Annotated in this window: 13 protein-coding genes and 1 pseudogene; 9 read left to right on the top strand and 5 right to left on the bottom strand. The window is 71.2% G+C overall.

Features of this window, described 5'->3' with window-relative positions:
- The first annotated feature begins 215 nt into the window (after positions 1-215).
- On the top strand, positions 216-2,306 hold the full coding sequence (locus tag ACIPK4_RS10130) for a PIG-L family deacetylase (RefSeq protein WP_402310817.1): 2,091 nt from the start codon (positions 216-218) through the stop codon (positions 2,304-2,306).
- A gap of 156 nt (positions 2,307-2,462) precedes the next feature.
- Positions 2,463-3,857: a hypothetical protein gene (locus ACIPK4_RS10125; protein WP_402310814.1), complete on the top strand. Its 1,395-nt coding sequence runs from the start codon at positions 2,463-2,465 to the stop codon at positions 3,855-3,857.
- A gap of 70 nt (positions 3,858-3,927) precedes the next feature.
- On the opposite strand, the pseudogene ACIPK4_RS10120 reads toward ACIPK4_RS10125, so the two are convergent.
- A pseudogene (locus ACIPK4_RS10120) lies at positions 3,928-4,014 on the bottom strand (glutamine synthetase); the annotation flags it as partial.
- 804 nt (positions 4,015-4,818) lie between these two features.
- Entirely contained in the window at positions 4,819-5,226 is a 408-nt protein-coding gene (locus ACIPK4_RS10115) for a hypothetical protein (RefSeq protein ID WP_402310811.1), read from the bottom strand.
- Positions 5,227-5,754: 528 nt separating this feature from the next.
- On the opposite strand from ACIPK4_RS10115, the gene ACIPK4_RS10110 reads away from it, so the two are divergent.
- The gene (locus tag ACIPK4_RS10110; RefSeq protein WP_402310808.1) at positions 5,755-6,171 is read left to right on the top strand and encodes a hypothetical protein; all 417 of its coding nucleotides are present in this window, start codon (positions 5,755-5,757) and stop codon (positions 6,169-6,171) included.
- Positions 6,172-7,579: 1,408 nt separating this feature from the next.
- Here ACIPK4_RS10110 and ACIPK4_RS10105 read toward each other — a convergent pair.
- Positions 7,580-8,941: a glutamine synthetase family protein gene (locus tag ACIPK4_RS10105; protein ID WP_054223036.1), complete on the bottom strand. Its 1,362-nt coding sequence runs from the start codon at positions 8,939-8,941 to the stop codon at positions 7,580-7,582.
- 173 nt (positions 8,942-9,114) lie between these two features.
- Between ACIPK4_RS10105 and ACIPK4_RS10100 the strand changes: the two genes are divergently transcribed.
- The 4 genes from ACIPK4_RS10100 to ACIPK4_RS10085 all read left to right on the top strand — a co-directional run bounded on the left by ACIPK4_RS10100 (position 9,115) and on the right by ACIPK4_RS10085 (position 11,557).
- Positions 9,115-9,540, top strand: a complete 426-nt coding sequence (locus ACIPK4_RS10100) for a hypothetical protein (protein WP_402310804.1) — start codon at positions 9,115-9,117, stop codon at positions 9,538-9,540.
- A 72-nt stretch (positions 9,541-9,612) separates the two neighbouring features.
- A complete protein-coding gene (locus ACIPK4_RS10095) occupies positions 9,613-10,266 on the top strand; it encodes a DUF3105 domain-containing protein (RefSeq protein WP_376196918.1) in 654 nt (217 codons plus the stop codon).
- Positions 10,263-11,015: a DUF305 domain-containing protein gene (locus ACIPK4_RS10090; RefSeq protein WP_402310803.1), complete on the top strand. Its 753-nt coding sequence runs from the start codon at positions 10,263-10,265 to the stop codon at positions 11,013-11,015. Before ACIPK4_RS10095 ends, ACIPK4_RS10090 begins: the two co-directional genes overlap by 4 nt.
- A gap of 122 nt (positions 11,016-11,137) precedes the next feature.
- A complete protein-coding gene (locus tag ACIPK4_RS10085; protein WP_402310800.1) occupies positions 11,138-11,557 on the top strand; it encodes a CBS domain-containing protein in 420 nt (139 codons plus the stop codon).
- A gap of 155 nt (positions 11,558-11,712) precedes the next feature.
- Here ACIPK4_RS10085 and ACIPK4_RS10080 read toward each other — a convergent pair whose 3' ends face one another.
- Positions 11,713-12,594: an alpha/beta fold hydrolase gene (locus tag ACIPK4_RS10080; RefSeq protein WP_402310797.1), complete on the bottom strand. Its 882-nt coding sequence runs from the start codon at positions 12,592-12,594 to the stop codon at positions 11,713-11,715.
- A complete protein-coding gene (locus ACIPK4_RS10075) occupies positions 12,591-13,313 on the bottom strand; it encodes a DUF998 domain-containing protein (RefSeq protein ID WP_402310794.1) in 723 nt (240 codons plus the stop codon). The genes ACIPK4_RS10080 and ACIPK4_RS10075 overlap by 4 nt, the downstream gene beginning before the upstream one ends.
- Positions 13,314-13,384: 71 nt before the next feature.
- Between ACIPK4_RS10075 and ACIPK4_RS10070 the strand changes: the two genes are divergently transcribed.
- The gene (locus ACIPK4_RS10070) at positions 13,385-13,933 is read left to right on the top strand and encodes a hypothetical protein (protein ID WP_402310791.1); all 549 of its coding nucleotides are present in this window, start codon (positions 13,385-13,387) and stop codon (positions 13,931-13,933) included.
- Between the two features lie 108 nt (positions 13,934-14,041).
- Positions 14,042-15,703: a multicopper oxidase family protein gene (locus ACIPK4_RS10065; protein ID WP_402310789.1), complete on the top strand. Its 1,662-nt coding sequence runs from the start codon at positions 14,042-14,044 to the stop codon at positions 15,701-15,703.
- The last annotated feature ends 116 nt before the right edge of the window (positions 15,704-15,819 follow it).

Genomic DNA, 15,819 nt, shown 5'->3' with positions numbered 1-15,819 from the left:
GGTCGGGCTTTGACCGCCGGTCCGGTCGGGCCCGGTCCGGCGGTCAAGTGCGTCCACATCCCGGGCGCATGTCACCGGATCAGAAACCCACGTGCACAATCACGTCCGGTCGTTTCCGGAAAGCATGAGTCATCGAGCGCATCGGTGAACCAAGTCTCCCGATTTGGCCTCTCACTCACTGCAACGACCGTCCGGAACGACCCAAGGCGTGACCGATGCCGATTGCCCGTCGCCGCTTCCTCCTCGCAGCCCTCCTTCCCGTCCTCACCGTCGGTGCCACCGGCGTGCTCGCGGTCGCGACCGGCCAGCAGACGTCGGCCGAGGCCACCCAGGAGAAGAACCCGGCCGTCGCGCTTCCGGTGAGCACCACGTCCGGATCGGTCGTCCAGATCGTCGCCCACCCCGACGACGACCTGTTCTTCATGAACCCGGACCTCAGCCGCTCGCTGGCCGCCGGCCTCCAACTCACCACCGTGTACCTGACCTCGGGCGAGGCCGACGGCCGCAACGAGGCCAACGGCGCGGGCGCCAAGGACCCGGAGCAGCCCGCCGACCGCGCCCACTACGCGGAGGCCCGGCAGAACGGCATCCGCTCCGCGTACGCCCAGATGGCCACCGGGGACCGCGCCAGCCCCTGGAAGCGCACGGTCATACCCACCGCGGGCGGCGGACGGGCGGAGCTCGACGTCCTGATCGCCCGGCCGCAGATCAACCTGGTCTGGCTGCAGCTGCGCGAGGCCCGCAACCCCACCGCCGAGAACCCGGACAGCCTGCGCGGCCTGTGGAACGGGAAGATACCGGCGCTCGAAGCCCAGCTGACCTCCGGAACCCCGGTCAAGCAGCCGTACTCGTACACCAAGGACCAGCTGGTCCAGGCGATATCCGGACTGCTCTCGCTGTACCGGCCGACGACGATACGCATGCAGGACCCGACGCCGGGCCGCTACCAGGACACCGGCAAGTACACCGACCACCAGGACCACATGTACGGCGCCCGCTTCGTGCAGGCCGCCACCGCCGCGTACGCCGCCCAGGCCGGGGAGCGCCCGCGGTTCTCGGTGCAGAACTACCTCGGCTACCACAACGGCACCCTGCCGCACGCGCTCGATCCGCAGACGGCCGAGACGAAGATCGGCTACCTCAAGACGTACGCCTGGGCCGACCACCAGAACTACTGCGGCAGCCCCTCGGGCTGTGGCGACCGCAAGGTCGCCAGCAGCCCCACCGGCCGCAACTGGGCCCAGTCGCTGCGCTACGCCCGCGCCGACAACACGTCCTGGCTGGCGGCGAGCGGCACCGGCCGGCTGTACGCCTTCGCGGCGCTGGACGGGCAGATGGCCGTCTGGACCCGGCAGACCGGCCCGGCCGGCTGGACCGGCCCGGCGCTGCTCCCCGGCACCGGCATCGACCCGGGCGCGAGCACCGCCCGCCTCCCCGACGGCCGCATCGCGGTCCTGGCCACCCGTACGCACCTCGGGCCCGCGCCGGCGGACTACCGGCGCGAGATCGTGTACGCCGTCCAGTCCGCGCCGGACGGCCCGTTCGGGCCGTGGCAGGCGCTCGGCACCCCCGAAGGGGGCGACGACGAGGGCACCTCCGCGATCAGCGCCCCCGTGGCCGCCGTGGCCCCGGACGGCCGGCTGACCGTCTACGTCCGCGACGCCCACCGCAGCCTGCGCTCCCGCGAGCAGCAGCCGGACGGCGGCTTCGGCCCGTGGCAGCGCCTCGGCGGCGAGGACCTCCAGAGCGACCCGGTGACGTCGGTCGACGCCGCGGGACGGCGCCAGGTGTACGCCGCGACCACCAAGTCGGTGCTGGCCTGGACCCAGCCCACCCCGGGCGCCCCGCTCCAGGGGCCGTTCCCGACGGGCCTGCCGGCCACCACGGTCCCGCTCTCGGCGGCCCCGGAGGGCGCGGGCATCCGGCTGTACTTCCGCCGCCCCGACTCGGGGGTCGTCCGTACGGCCCTGGTCACCGCGGGCTCCGGCAAGCCGCAGGTCTCCAGCGTCTCGGAGACCGGCGGCCGGGCGGGCTACGGCGCGATCGCCGTAGCGGGCCGCCTCCTGGCGGGCCGGGCGGAGACGGGCACGGTCGGCACGACGGGCCTCGGCGGCCCTCCCGCGTGGACGGAGTCGAAGCTGCTCTTCGCGGGCGCCCCGGCCGGCGTCCTCGAACTGGCGGGCGCGACGACGACGGCGGTCCTGGGCCTGGACGCCGAACTCCACATCACCACCACCCCACCCGCCACCCCGGACCCCAGCCAACCCACCCGCACCACCTGGCACCCGGCCGTCCCCCGCACGTGACCTCCGGTGCCCCGGGTCCCGACGCCCGTGCGTTAACGTCGCGCGGTACGAAGTCACTCCGAACAGGGGGCAATCGGGATGACGGACCCGGGGAGCCACCCCTCGCGCGCGTCCGGCCGGCCACGGCCGCCCGCGTCCCGCCGGGCGCTGGCCACGGTGAGGACCGCCGTCCGCCGCCGCGCCGTCGACTGGTGGTCGAGCACCCACCCCGACGACCCTCCGCCGCAGCGCACGAGCGAAGTCGCCGACCTCTGGTACGGGGAACGGATCGCGGCGTTCGAGGCGTTGACCGAGAGGCGCACCGAGCAATTGGGGGCGCACGCCGACGCCCGCGCCCGCGGGGTCGACGCTCTGGAGGACCTTTCGCCCGAAGACGCGGCGGCGGTGAGGCGCGCCGTGCGGTCGGCGCACTGGAGCACCCGTTCCAGGGCGAGCTGGGCGATGGTGGTGGACGAAATCCGCTACACCTACCCGGGTTTCGTGCTGCCGGCGCTCTTCGTCACCTGCGCGCTGCCGATGTGGATCATCTGGCCCTGGGTGTTCGCGATATCCGACTTCACCGGCTTCCCCGCCACGGGCGTCATCACCATCGGCCTGCTGTGCGCCCTCCTCCTCTTCGTCCACCGTCTGGCGCTGGCCGCCGCGCGGCGCATCGCCCCCTGGGCGGAGGCCCTCTGGCGCCTCGTCGCCGCCGCTTGCGCGGTCGGCCTGACGCTCCGCCAGGAGTGGCGGCCCTGGATCCTGGAATGGGCCACCACCCCGCAGAGCGCGTACCAGGACCTGCCTCTGGACAATGCGGCCCACGCGGACGTGTGCACCCTCTACGCACTGAAGGCGTTCGCCGTGGTGGTCGTGTGGCGGCTGGTCACGTCCGCCGCGGGGGCGGTGCCTTCGAGAATGGGCCCCCGGGAACCGGCCGGCGCTCTCGCGTCCTCACTGATCCTGCTGGAACTGTTCGACCTGGCACTCCTCGCCCGGTCCGCGGCGGCGCAGTCGGCGCCGGAGGGCGAAGAGGGGTTCCGCCCCTACCTGGCGAGCCCCGACCGGCTGCGGATCCTGGGCGGACTGGAGCGGCTGGCCGCACTGGCGGAGGGGCGCTGGAAGAGGAGCCTGCGCACCGGGGACGGAGCCGCGGACGCGGCGGTCTTCGCCCTGTGCGACGGGGTGGCGGCCGCCGCACGCGCATGGAAGGCCAAAGCCGCCTCGGGCGAAGGCCTGGACGAGATGAGCCACGCCTTCACCCTCGGTCTCGTCGACGCCGCTCACGGGAACTGGGGGAATCTCGCCATCGAGGTCTCCGAAAAGGAGCTGACCCGCAGGAGGGTCGCCCGGGGCCTGCGCCAGGTGACGGGGATCCTCTTCATCCTCGGCTCGGCTTGGGCCATCCTCGCCGACCCGCTCTCCTGGTTCGGAAAGTCCCCGAATCCCGCCGTCGAGACGTTCCTCTTCCTGCTCGTCGGACTCGTGGCGACCACCATCGACCCCACCCTCGTGGACCGCTTCGGAAACGCCGCCAAACTCAGCGGCCACTTCGGCGCCCGAAGCAAGTAGGCGACTCCCCCCGACAAGCCCCCGGACCGGCGGCCGAAGACCCCCGGCCCGGAGCGCAGCCACCCGTGGGTTACAGCACCGGGAGGTTCTTCCGCAGCTCGAAGGCGGTGACCTCGCTGCGGTACTCCTCCCACTCCTGCTTCTTGTTGCGCAGGAAGTCATGACCCACACTGCCCACCAGCCAAAACCCGCACCACCCGCCCGCCAACCAGCACCGGAGAGGCCGTCATTGGTCGTCGCCGGCCACCCCCGACCCCCTCCGACGGCCCAGAGACGGCCCGAGGAGTCAGCTCGTTCGGCAGCGAGGCCGTACGCACCTCCGCTTCAATGTCCGCCATGGAACTCCGCGAGAAGTACCCGTGGGCAGCCGACCACCACAGGGTCGGCACGGCTTCCGCGCGGGGCGAGTGCACCTGGGGAGCTCCGTGCTCCCACCCCGCGGCATGGAGTGTGCGGGTCAGCGACGCTGGCGGCGACAGCTGGTGGGCCGCCTGCCAGGATCACGCCGCCGCATCCACGGTGCTTTCGCCCGACACCACCAGCTGAGCAGTACACGGATCCGGAGGCCCTGTGCATCCCACCGGTATCTGCCGGTCCGCGAGACGGGCCGTGCCCTTGGAATCCTTCAGTCCACGCATAGGCCGCGAGCCTCAACCCCCCATCAGGGGGCGCGGTGGCCCTACAAAACGGTGCTGCGGGCCCAGTACTGACTGGGCAGGGCGAAGGACTCGCGGTAACGCCAGAAGCGCCTGCTTGGTCAGCAGGGAACCAGGTACCTGCTGAGGCTGAGACGGTCCGGCGTAGGACCGAACCGTCTCCCCTTGCTGTGACCGTCTGATCCGTAGCTCTAGCCAGATCGGTCAGCTGCGATCATTCCGGTCGCGTCACGGCCCTGGAGGGACGCTACCGGACAGGGTCGGTTCCTGGGGTTGCGGTACCGCGCTGCTGTACGGCACGGGCATCACCAGTCGCGCCAGCGGTCCGTGATCTCCGACCGATCGATGCCCCGCCTCGCCGCCAGAGCGGCCACGTCCACACCGTGCTCGCTCAGGGTGAGGTCGATGTACTCGCACAGCTGCTCCCGCTCCTCCGTGCAGAAGCCGGCGTCGCCATGCTGGCCGTCCCCGTCGATCCCGTTGAGTGCGAGAACCACCCTCTCAACAGTCCCGAAGACAGCTTCGTCGGCCGGCTCCCGCAGCACGCGCACCTCGGCTTCGAAGGCCTCCAAGGCGGCGCCTGTCGCCCGCAGCAACGACTCGGGGTAGAGATCCGCCACACCGGCGCACTCGGGGGCCAAGGTCCCGGCCGACACATCGCGGGCTGTCTCGGCCATCCAGGCACGCCAGTTGTCAGGGGGTCTGTTCACCATGGGCCAGACGGTATGTCCAGGCACTGACAGCCCGCCGTCCCGCGCGCTTTCCAACTGTGTTGGTGGGATGTTGGGCTGCGTGCGGGGGCGTTCACCTGCGTTCATGTACGGCCCGTGATGGGAGCGGCTGCCCTCCTCGGTCTCGCCTGAACGGCCGTGAACGGCGCTGAATGAGACGGAAACTGAGACGGACGGCGGGGCTGGGTTCGCTAGCACCCTCGCTGTTGACTGTCGTCGCGCAAACAGCCGACCAGCGGAACCCCCTGCAGCGCCCTCCAGTTGCGGCATATGGGTGACCGACGTTGACTGGAATTACCTTGATGACTAGCGAGAGTCGAGTGTGATTTTCGCCGCCCACTCTTCAGCGCGTCGTCGTCAACTCTCCCGTGCTGCGCTAGTCGTACCTCCCACCAAGGGACAAGACCAGCTGGACGTGTCGTGCGACCACGGAATGCTCATGCTGGTACCCGCCATCGGAGGCTCGCAATGCCACACATCGGTTCTGCCCGCAGCCCAATATCCCGGACCATGGCCCTGCTCGTCACGGCCGCTTTGACGCTCTCCCTCGCGGTCACGTTCACGCTCACCTCAGCGAAACAGGCAGCCGCCTGCCTAATCGCAAGTAAGCTTCCAGGCAAGTGGTATTCAAGCAATGACAGGCTGAGCCGCATCGACGTATGGGTTTCAGACAGCTGCGGCCTTTACATGAGGGCCTATTCCACGTGCGACTACGACGCGACGAAGGACTGCCCCTGGGACGGCGGCCGGTCGATGAAGCTGTCCCCCAGCAGGTACGTCGCGGACGCCCAGTACGCCAAGTACACATGGAACAACGCGAGCGAGCAGCTGCGCCTGGCCCGGGATTCGGCCTACTTGTCGGTTCAGGACATCATCAAATGGCAGTCCGGCAAGGAAGAAAACTTCACCGTACGCATGCACAAGTGATCGCCGAAAGTGAATCCGTAGAAGCAAACGACCTGCGAAGGGCCGGAGTCTCTCAGGGTTCTGGGGAGCAGGGCTGATGCGTTCTCAGGTGGCGAGATGAGGGTTCCGCTCCGGTGTGGTGCGCTGTGGTCGATGTGCCCGGCTGAAAATGACCAACGCGACTCCTGATGATCACGGTACCCGAAGCCGCGCTTGGCATCGTGTCGCCCCCGGTGGCTCCCCATCTGGCTCCCTGCTCCCAACTCCGAGCGCCGACCATGCCCCCCGGTTGCCCGTGATACCGAGGGCTCGGCAACGGCGCCGTCAGAGACCGAGACCCGGGCCGGCGGCCTGCCCGGCTTCGCGCGCCAGGAAGAGCGACTAGAGGGGTCAAGTCGCGGTGATCGACCCATTCGGCCCGCATGCGCCCGACGCGCCTCACAGGCAAACTGTCCGATAATACCCGATATGAGAAGCGGAGAGATCCCTAGCTCCGGTGGTTCCGACACAGGCAGCGGCACTCCGGGTGGAACCAACGGACAGGGCAATGACACACGAAGTCGTTGGCTGCGTTTCCGGAGCTGGTTAGCCGAGAACGTAAAAAAGCTGATCGGCGTTGCCATTGTGGCATTCGTAGGAATCGCTGTTCAGCAAGCTGTGACTCAGTGCACCGCATCAGAGCCGGGCTTGGGGCCCACAAAAGTGCACTATCTCCGCTTGTTCGACGAACAAGGCCGGCTACTGCCGCCCTTCAAAGAAGGCCGTCGATACAAAAATGCGAAATGCTTTACGGGTGCGGCTGGCACCCTGGACCCGAATGCCTGGCGCTGCACCGCAGGCAACCAGATCCTCGATCCCTGTTGGTACAAGCCATATGCGGCGCCCGACAACAATGTCGTTGCGTGCATGTCGGCACCTTGGGATCGAAATCCAGTAATCCTAGAGACTCCAGAATGGAGCGGGCCATCGTTCGATCCACGCCCAACCAACAAGCTCACCCAGCCTTGGGCAATCGAAATCAGAGACCCTGTCAAACATAAGCAGACTCTGCACTGCGTTTGGGTTCAGGGTACTGGCGTACAGGAAATCAATGGCATGAGGCTTGACTGGGCGTGTCACACAGATGACCAATCACCTACACATGTCATCGGATACGCTCTAGGCCTTCTCAACAGATCTCACCCTCTCAATACCGTACCTTTCGCTCCTGCCGGGAGTAGCGAAGTACGGGATGCTGAGGTCACCGCCATTTGGCCCTAGAGACTCCCTCGCACGTGCGGCAAGGGCGTGCGTTAGCGCTCTCGGCACAGGGGATCACGGCATCGACGGCCCAGGGACGGCCCAGGAGCTGTGAGACGCCGCGAGGCCGACGGTCCACAACCGCCGACCCCACGGAATCGATTCGTCGGTAACCCTCTCTGACCTGCCGTTACAGGACCGGGAGGTTCTTGCGCAGCTCGAAGGCCGTGACCTCCGAGCGGTACTCCTCCCACTCCTGCTTCTTGTTGCGCAGGAAGAAGTCGAAGACGTGCTCGCCGAGGGTTTCGGCGACCAGTTCGCTGCGTTCCATCAGGGAGATGGCCTCGCCGAGGTTCTGCGGGAGGGGTTCGATGCCCATCGCGCGGCGTTCCGCGTCGGAGAGGGCCCAGACGTCGTCGTCGGCGCCCGCCGGGAGTTCGTAGCCCTCCTCGATGCCCTTGAGGCCGGCCGCCAGGAGGACCGCGTACGTGAGGTACGGGTTGGCGCCGGAGTCGATCGAGCGGACCTCGACCCGCGCGGAGCCCGTCTTGCCCGGCTTGTACATCGGGACGCGGATCAGGGCCGAGCGGTTGTTGTGACCCCAGCAGATGTACGAGGGGGCCTCGCCGCCCGAGCCGGCCGTGCGGGAGGAGCCGCCCCAGATGCGCTTGTACGAGTTGACCCACTGGTTGGTGACCGCCGCGGTTTCCGCCGCGTGGCGCAGCAGGCCCGCGATGAAGGAGCGACCGACCTTGGAGAGCTGGTACTCGGCGCCCGACTCGTAGAAGGCGTTGCGGTCCCCCTCGAAGAGGGAGAGGTGGGTGTGCATGCCCGAGCCCGGGTACTCCGAGAACGGCTTCGGCATGAAGGTGGCCTGGACGCCCTGTTCCAGCGCGACCTGCTTCATGACGAGGCGGAAGGTCATGATGTTGTCCGCCGTGGACAGCGCGTCGGCGTAGCGGAGGTCGATCTCCTGCTGGCCCGGGGCGCCCTCGTGGTGGCTGAACTCGACCGAGATGCCCATCGATTCGAGCATGGTGATCGCCTGGCGGCGGAAGTCCATGCCGACGTTCTGCGGAGTGTGGTCGAAGTATCCGGAGTTGTCGGCGGGCACCGGGCGGGTCCCGTCCAGCGGCTTGTCCTTCAGCAGGAAGAACTCGATCTCGGGGTGGGTGTAGAAGGTGAAGCCCAGGTCGGAGGTCTTGTTCAGGATGCGCTTGAGCACGTAGCGCGGGTCCGCGAAGGAGGGGGAGCCGTCCGGCATCAGGATGTCGCAGAACATCCGGGCGGTCCCGGGGGCCTCGGCGCGCCACGGCAGTATCTGGAACGTGCTGGGGTCCGGCTTGGCGATCATGTCGGACTCGTAGACCCGCGCGAAGCCCTCGATGGCCGAGCCGTCGAAACCGATGCCCTCGTCGAAGGCCTGCTCCAGCTCGGCGGGGGCGACCGCGACGGACTTCAGGAAGCCCAGTACGTCGGTGAACCACAGGCGCACGAAGCGGATGTCGCGCTCCTCAAGCGTCCGGAGGACGAATTCCTGCTGCTTGTCCATGCCTTCATCCTCGCAGTTCAGACGGCCTGTGTACCACCTCCCCCGAGGGCGGGGGCACACTCGGGCGGGCCCAGTATCGCCAGCCGCGGTTTCCGCCACATTACGCACCCTTGAAAGCTGGTGGCACCCCCGCACTGACCTCAGGCCCGTCATGAGCATTACCATCTGCGCCCATGGGGGGCCGGGAGCACACACGACACGCGCGCATCGGGCGTCACGTACGTCGGCGCGCCGTCATCGTGGTCGCCCTTTCCGTGCTGTTCGGAGCGCTGTTCCTGTGCGTCCGGCCGGGCGAGCCGCACCCCGTGGCGGGCGGCGCGTCCGTGGCGGGCGCGTCCGGGGCGGGCGGGCCGGCCGCGGCGGGTGCCGTACGCGGGCACGGGGCGCACGCCGTCTGCGTGTCCCCGGGCGAGCTGCCTGGCTGCTCCCCGTTCTCGCACGTGGCCCGAGGCGTACTGCCCGCGCCGCCGCCCGCCGTGACCGTGCCGGGCTCGGCCCCACCGCCCGCCGCGCGCACGACCGGCGCCGGGCCGGCCCGGCCGTCCGGGACGCTCGCCCGGGCCCCCGACCTCCATGCCCTCCAGGTACTGCGGACCTGACGGGTCCGGGCGCCGTACCGCGCTCCACCGGATCCATCCCTCCACCCCCCTCAGCAGAAGGATTCAGGGCACATGGCCAGCAGGACCCCGTACGACGGCAACTCCCCCCAGGCCCGCATAGCCGAGATGCGCCGCGCCGAACGCTCCCGTGAGCGGCGCAACGCGGCCCTCGCGGTCACGGCCGCGGCGGCCGTCACCGCCGGGCTCATCGGTTTCGGCGCGTGGGTGATGATCGACAAGAAGGACAAGGCGAACACCGCGGCGGCGGCCCGCAAGGCCCCGGTGACCGGTGAGCAGAGCTGGGACGCGAAGACGCTGGGCCGCAACCACGTCGAGACCCCCGTGACGTACCCGATGAACCCGCCGGTCGGCGGCGACCACAGCCCCCGCTGGATGAACTGCAACGGCGACGTCTACAAGAACCCGGTCCCCGAGGTGAACGCCGTGCACTCGCTGGAGCACGGCGCGGTCTGGGTGACGTACAACGAGAAGGCGTCCAAGGGGGACGTGGACACCCTCGCGGGGACCGTGTCCAAGACCCCGTACACGCTGATGAGCCCGGACAAGGAGCAGGCCGGCACGATCATGCTGAGTGCCTGGGGCAAGCAGCTGACCGTGGACAAGGCGGACGACCCCCGCGTCGCCCAGTTCTTCACCAAGTACGTGCAGGGCCCGCAGACCCCCGAGCCGGGCGCGGCCTGCACCAGCGGGCTGGGCGAGAAGTGACCCGTACGGCCCGAACGACCCGTACGGCCCGTACGTACTGGGTGGCCGGGACGGGCGTCCTGATCGCGCTGCTGTTCGCGGTCGCGGCCACGGTCGCCTCCGCGAGCGGCGGCGACGACGGGGACCCCGGTACGTCGGCCCGCGCACCCGGCCTGTACTCGCCGGACGCGGGCTTCGCCCGGGACATGGCCGTGCACCACCAGCAGGCGGTGGAGATGTCGTTCGTCGTGCGGGACCGCACCAAGGACGAGGCGGTCCGCGGGCTGGCGTACGACATCGCCAACACGCAGGCGAACCAGCGGGGCATGCTGCTGGGCTGGCTGGACCTGTGGGGACTGCCGAAGGTGGTGGCCGGCGAGCCGCCGATGTCCTGGATGGCCTCCACGGAGCAGCAGAGCGGGGGGCACGCCGGGCACGACATGAGCGGGCAGGACATGGCCGGGCACGACATGGGCGGCCACGACATGGGCGGCGCCGTCACCAAACCCGGTGCGCTGATGCCCGGCATGGCCACCAAGGAGGAGCTGGCGCAGCTCGGCGCCGCCGAGGGCCGGGACGCGGAGGTGCTCTTCCTCCAGCTGATGACCGACCACCACAAGGGCGGTGTCGCGATGGCCCGGGGCTGTGCGGCGCAGTGCAAGACCCCCGCCGAGCGGGCGCTGGCCCAGGGCATGGTCGAGGCGCAGCAGTCGGAGATCACCCTCATGGCGGACATGCTGAAACAGCGCGGAGCTGCACCTCGCGGGTGAGGGGCCACGCCCGTACGGTGGTGGGAGGCGCCCTCATCAGGCCCTCCCCCCAACCGGCCTCCCGAGGGTGCCGGGACGGGCGCGTCCGCGTCCGGCCGCACCGGCGTGCTCAGGAGGCGGCAATGACCACCGCGGCAGACATCATGCACCCCGGGGCCCAGTGGCTCCCGGCCACCGCGACCCTGGAGGAGGCCGCCCGGCTGATGAGCCGGCTCAATGTGGGCGCCCTGCCCATCAGCGATGCCGACGAGCGGCTGTGCGGCATCATCACCGACCGCGACATCGTCGTGAACTGTGTGGCCCAGGGGCTGAACCCGGCCGAGATGACCTGCGGTGACATGGCTCAGGGCACCCCGCGCTGGATCGACGCGGGCGCCGACGTCACCGATGTGCTGGACGAGATGGAGAGCCACCGGATCAAGCGGCTTCCGGTCATCAGGGACAAGAAGCTGGTCGGCATGATCAGCGAGGCCGACCTGGCCCAGCACCTCGACGAGCACCAGCTGGCGGGCTTCGTCGAGAAGGTCTACGCCAGGCGCTGACCCAGACCGCACGAGCACGACGACCGCCGCACAGCGACACGGCGACGGTCACCGGCCCCGCGACGGCCACCCCCACGGCCACGGCAGCGTGACGGACGGGACCGTGACGGCCACGTGACGGCTACGGCTACGTGACGGCAACGGGGCCGTGACGGCTAAGGCACGGCGGCGTCCAGGACCGCCTGGGCCACCCGGTCCGGGCGGTCCAGCATGACCAGGTGCCCCGCCGGTTCGGCGACCTCGAAGCGGGCGCCGAGCCGGTCGGCCAGTTCCGCCTGGCGCGCGAGCCAGCGCAGCGCCCTCCGCCCCGCCGAGCCGTCGTACCCGGCCAGGACGGTGGCGGGCACGGCCAGCGGGCGCCCGGTCCGCAGCGCGAGGACCTCGGCGGCGGTCTCGGGGTAGCGGGAGTTCTCCAGCAGGGCGCCGCGCCAGACCCGGCCGGTGCGGTAGCAGCGGCGTACGAGGTCCGCCGCCGCCGCTGGAGGTCCCCCCGCCGAGGGTGGGGGACGGTCGCCGCCGCCGGTGCGGGAGGCCCGTACGGCGGCGCGGCGCGCGAGCGGGCCCAGCGCGGCGGGCAGCCCGGCGGCGGTCAGGGCCCGGCCGAACACCCGGGCGGCGCCGGTGCGCACCGCGGCGGGCAGGACGCTCCGGGGGTCCTCCTCGATGCTGGTGTCGACCAGGACCAGGGCGGTGGTGCGGCCGGGGTACAGGCGGGCGAAGGCCTCGGCGTGGAACCCGGCGATCGAGTGCCCGGCGACGGTGACGGGCCCGGTCAGAGCGAGCGCGTCGAGGAGCCCGGCGATCCGGCGGGCCTCCCCGGCGGCGGTCGACGGGGCGGTGGCCGGGGCGCTCAGGCCGTGTCCGGGGCGGTCGAAGCGGACCACGGTGCGGCCCTGCGCGACGAGCAGCTCGGCGACGGGGTCCCAGTCGAACCAGGCCATGGCGAGCCCGGCGCTCAGCACCACGGGAGCCCCGCCGCCCTCCACGACGACGTGCAGCGGGACGCCGTCCACCCGGACGAAACAGCCGGTCGTCATGTGCGGCGCTCCTTGTGGACGGAGTGGGCGAGCAGGCCCAGCCAGAGCGCGACGAACAGCACCTGGAGCCGCTGCCCGGCGCCCAGTGCCCAGGTCCCGCGCCCGGCGGTGAACAGGGCGATGGCGGACAGGGTCCAGACGGTGGCCAGCAGTTCCAGGACGACCAGGGCGGGTCCGCGGCGGGCGAGCGGGGCGTGCCGGCCGTACCGGCGGGCGGCGAAGGTGAGGGCGACGATCCCGACTAGGGCGCCGGTCATGGCGAGGCTGCTGCTGATGGCATGGGCCTGATGGGTGGCCGGGACGAGGCCGGCGGTCTCCCGGGCGGCGCAGCCGGGGTCCACGGTGGGCGTGCAGCTCAGCGGGAGCCAGGCGTCGGCGGCGGTGGCGGCCCCGAAGAGGGTGACGCCGGCCCAGCCGGCGACCGACCACGGGCGCGGCCCGGGGCGCCGGTCCCCGGCGCGGCGCAGCAGTCCGGCCAGGGCGAGCAGGCCGCCGGCGAAGGCGAGCACGCCGGCCGTGAAATCGGTGGCCCGGAACAGCCCGCCGAGCGGCTGGTCCTGGGCCGCGAGCTCGCTGACGTACGTCTCTATGGGGTTCAGGCCGGTCGAGAGGACGACTTCGAGCACCCACGCGGTGTACGCGGCGGCGCCCAGGCCGATGAGGAGGGCGACGGCCCCTGCGCTCCTCGCGGAGAACCCCTTCTCGGGCTCGGTGGACATACTGCGCATCATCCTCAACACGGCGGACCCGGTCCTACGATCAGATACCCACCCGGGGTAGGGTTCCGCGCATGACGCGCTCTGCCCCGCGCACCGACCGGCGAGCAGCCCGGTGGCCCCGGCTGCTGCTGCTCGCCGCGCTGCTCCTGGGCATCGTCACCATGCACACCCTGGGCCATCCGAGTCGGTCCCACGTCATGGAGGACGCGACGACGGCCGCCGCCGTTGCCCCGGCCGTGCGTGCCCCCGCCCACACGACGGCCGCGCCGGACGACCACCCCGCGCCCCCCACCGCCGACCACCCCGCGCCCCTCACCGCCGACCACACCGCGGCCGCCGCCCCGGGCTCCGCCGCGGACCGCGCGCCGCAGGGCGACGTCGGGGCCGCCGGGCGGGGGCCCGCCGTCGAGGCTCCGCCGCACGGCACCGGCATGGACCCCATGTCGGTGTGCCTGGCCGTGCTCGGCGGATTCACCCTGCTGGTCCTGGGCGCCGGACCGGCCGTCCGCCGCGAGGCCGCGCCGCTCGGGGGCGCGGCCCGCGCGCCGGGCCGGTCCGGTGGACCGGACCCGCCCTCACCCCGCGAACTCCTCACCCGGCTGGCGGTACTGCGCGTATAGGGACGGGCCCGCTGCCGCCCCCGCATGCCCGTGACCGCGCGCGCAGACCGGCGGCGGCAGCAGACGGCGCCCTTCCACTCGTTCGACCACACCACACGAGGTGCTTCCATGCGCTCTCTTCCCACCCGCCGCGCCGTTCTCGGCGCCACCGCCGCCCTCGCCGGTTCGGGGCTGCTCGCCGCCTGCTCCGACGGCTCCGGCGGTTCCGGCACGTCCGGCGCGGACCACGCCGCCATGGGTCACGGCTCCATGAACCACGACGGCTCCTCCCCGGCCGCGACGCCGGGCGGCTACGTCGATCCCGCCGGGCCCGAAGTGCAGGCAGCCGAAGCCGCCCGCAAGGCCACCGGACCGGTCTCCGAAGTCAGGCTGACCGCCACCGCCACCCCGCTCGACCTCGGCGGCGGGCTCACCGTCCGCTCCTGGGCGTACGGGGACAAGCTGCCCGGCCAGGAGGTCCGGGTCACCGCGGGCGGCACCCTCGCCCTGACCCTGGCCAACAACCTTCCGCAGGCCACCTCGCTGCACTGGCACGGCCTCGCCCTGCGCAACGACATGGACGGGGTGCCGGGCCTGACCCAGCGGGACATCGCGCCGGGCGCGTCCTTCACGTACCGGTTCGCCGTCCCGCACCCGGGCACGTACTGGTTCCACCCGCACTCGGGGGTCCAGCAGGACCGGGGCCTGTACGCGCCGCTCATCGTCGAGGACCCGAAGGAGCCCCTCTCCTACGACAGGGAGTGGGTGGTGGTACTGGACGACTGGCTCGACGGAGTGGACGGTTCCACCCCGGACGCCGTCCTCGCCGAACTCCGCAAGGGCATGGACGGGGGACCGGGCACCGGCACCGGCTCCGGCTCGGCCCCGGCAGCGGGTGGGCACGCCGGCCACCACGGCGCCGCCGCCTCCCCGCCCCCCGCCGGGGGCGCGCCCGCGCGGATGCTCATGGGCGGGGAGAGCGACGTCCTCGGCAAGGACCCGGGCGACATCGCGTACCCGTACTACCTGGTCAACGGCCGGACGGCGCAGGACCCGTCGGTGTTCACCGCCAAGCCGGGCGACCGGATCCGGCTGCGGATCGTCAACGCCGGCGGGGACACCGCCTTCCGGATCGCCCTCGGCGGCCACGAACTGACGGTCACCCACACCGACGGCTACCCGGTCGAGCACGCGAAGGCCGCCTCCCTGCTGCTCGGGATGGGCGAGCGGTACGACGTCCTGGTCACCGCGCAGGACGGGGTGTTCCCGCTGACCGCGCTCGCCGAGGGCAAGGGCGCGTCGGCCTCGGCACTCGCCCTGCTGCGGACCGGGCAGGGGACGGCGCCCACCGCGGAGACCCGGCCCGCCGAGCTGTCCGGCAGGCCGCTGACGGCGGCGGGGTTGCGTGCGGCGCCGTCGGCCGCCCTGGCGCCCCGTACGCCGGACCGCACGATCGGGCTCAAGCTGACCGGAGGGATGGCGAAGTACGACTGGGCCTTCGACGGCAAGCCGTACACCCCTGACCAGCGGCACCCGGTGAAGGCGGGCGAGCGGGTCCGGCTGGTGTTCGACAACTCGACGACGATGTTCCACCCGCTGCACCTGCACGGGCACACCTTCGCCCTCGCCGGTGACGCGGGCGGCGCCCGCAAGGACACCGCCCTGGTCCTGCCGGGCGAGAAGCTGACGGTGGACTTCGACGCCGACAACCCCGGGCTGTGGATGACGCACTGCCACAACGTGTACCACTCGGAGGCCGGGATGATGACGGTGCTCGGCTACCTGCGGTAGCCCCCGGAGCGGGTGCGGCTCCCGGTCCACGGGCCGGGAGCCAATCCCCTTGGAGCTGTCCGGGGCGCATGGCAGGCTTGGTGATCACCGAGCACACCACCCCCGTGAGGACTTCC

This window comes from Streptomyces sp. NPDC086989, from assembly GCF_044745505.1.
Classification (GTDB): domain Bacteria; phylum Actinomycetota; class Actinomycetes; order Streptomycetales; family Streptomycetaceae; genus Streptomyces.
The sequence above is the reverse complement of the archived record's forward strand: the minus strand, read 5'-3'. Positions and strand labels throughout refer to the sequence as shown.